General features: G+C 36.4%; 1 pseudogene. It reads right to left on the bottom strand.

Going from position 1 to position 2,191, the window contains the following annotated elements:
* Positions 1 to 98 precede the first annotated feature (98 nt).
* Positions 99 to 2,191: pseudogene (locus B0A66_RS21270) on the bottom strand (GH92 family glycosyl hydrolase); the annotation flags it as partial.

The raw sequence follows: 2,191 nt of genomic DNA, 5'->3' as shown, positions 1-2,191 counted from the left end.
CGAGCCTATGGCTCTTTACAGACAAAGCCTATAAAAATAAGAAAAATATCTACAAGGTTTGAAAAACCTTGCAGGAAGCCGAAAACAAATTAAACTAACTATTTTTGGTAATTCTTTTTATTAGGTTTAGAACTCATATAAAAAGTAATTTTTCCTCCGTTTAAAACATCTGAATGCTTGATAAAAGGCTTATCCAGTTTTGTTCCATTCAATAAAACTTTACTCACAAACACATTTTTATCAGACTGATTTACCGTCTCTACTTCGAAATTCTTTCCGTTTTCTAAATTGAAGTTCGCCTTTTTTACCAGCGGACTTCCCAAAGCGTATTCGTCTGAGCCCGGGGCAACTGGGTAAAATCCTAAGCTGCTAAAGATGTACCAGGCACTCATTTGTCCGAAATCGTCATTTCCTCCTAAACCGTCAGCACCATTTCGATACATTTTTTTCAGGATCATTCTGATTTTATCTTGTGATTTCCAAGGAGAATTGGTCCAGTTGTACAGGTACACCACATGGTGTGAAGGTTCGTTTCCGTGTACATAGTTTCCAATAATTCCATCTCTGGTAATGTCTTCGGTATTTTCAAAATATTTGTCCGGTAAGTGCATGCTGAATAAGGAGTCTAAACGAACATTGAATTTATCATTTCCTCCCATCATTTTAATCATTTCAGCCGGATCTTGAGGAACATACAAACTATAATTCCATGAATTTCCTTCTATAAAACCTTGTCCGTGCGTGTCTAGAGGATCAAATTCTTTTTTGAAAGTTCCATCGTTTAGTTTAGGACGCATAAAACCTGTTTTAGCATCGTAAACATTTTTATAATTTTTTGATCTTTCTATAAACTCATTGTNNTAAGCATATTCTAAGGTTTTAGAAACCGATGAACCATTTTTGTCTTCCGGAACATATCCTTTTTTAATATAATATTCTAAACCATCGTAATAAGACACATTCGCTGTGTTCACACACGCCTGAAGTGCTTTTTCAGCATCGAAATTCACATTGCCTTTTACAATTGCATCTGCAACTACAGAAACAGAATGATATCCGATCATACACCAGTTTTCGTTTGCATAATGCGACCATATTGGCAGCATTTTATGTACGCTTTGGTCTGAATGTGCCAACATTGAACTCACCATATCTGCATTTCTGGCCGGCTGTACAATATTGAACAAAGGATGCAATGCTCTGTACGTATCCCATAAGGAATAACTGGTGTAATTTTTAAAGTTTTCGGCTTTATGAACATTCATATCTAAACCTTTGTAACTGCCATCTAAATCCATGTATTCTGTTGGACCTAAAAAGGCATGATACATTGCGGTGTAAAAATTGGTCAAATCTTCTTTTTGAATGGTTTCGACCTGAATTTTATTCAATTCCGTATTCCACACTTCCTGACTTTGTCTTTTGACTTTTTCAAAATCCCAGCCCGGAATTTCTTTTTTCATATTCTGTAGTGCTCCGGCAGAACTTACAGGAGACAATGCCATTTTNNTCAAAAAACAATTTTAGATTTTGTCCTGCCATTTCCGGAAAGTTTTTAGTCTGATCAAATCTTCCCCAGAAACCTCTGTATACACTTTTTTCCTGCGCAGCCTGACCGTAACTTTTTATTGGTTTACTAAATGACATCGCAAAATAAACGGTTCTCGTTCTTGCCCAGCCATTGGTTTGGCGGTATCCTGTGATTAAAGTATCGTTTTCTATTCGGACGAATGTCCATACATTCTTTTTATCATAATTGTAAATTCCTGAGGTCAAATCGAGAATAATATGTGCCTCTTCTGATTTTGGAAAAGTATATTGGTGCATTCCAACGCGTGTTGTTGCTGTAAGTTCTGCTTTAATTTTATGATCTTCAAGAAGTACGCTGTAATATGCTGGTTCTGCTTTTTCTGTTGTATGCGAAAATGCTGATCTGTAACCTGATTCCGGTTTAGAAGCTACTCCTGGATTTAACTGTAGTTTTCCTGTTGTAGGCATGATTAGAAAATCACCCAAATCAGAATGTCCTGTTCCGCTAAAATGGGTATGACTGAAACCTACAATCGTTTTATCTTCATATTGGTATCCTGCACAATATTTGTAGACTTCTCCATTATATTTTCCGTTTAAGCTGTAAGCAATCGTATCTGTCTCAGGGCTTAATTGTACGCTTCCAAAAGGAACTGTTGCT

This window comes from Flavobacterium hercynium, assembly GCF_002217285.1.
Lineage (GTDB): Bacteria > Bacteroidota > Bacteroidia > Flavobacteriales > Flavobacteriaceae > Flavobacterium > Flavobacterium hercynium.
The sequence above is the reverse complement of the archived record's forward strand: the minus strand, read 5'-3'. Positions and strand labels throughout refer to the sequence as shown.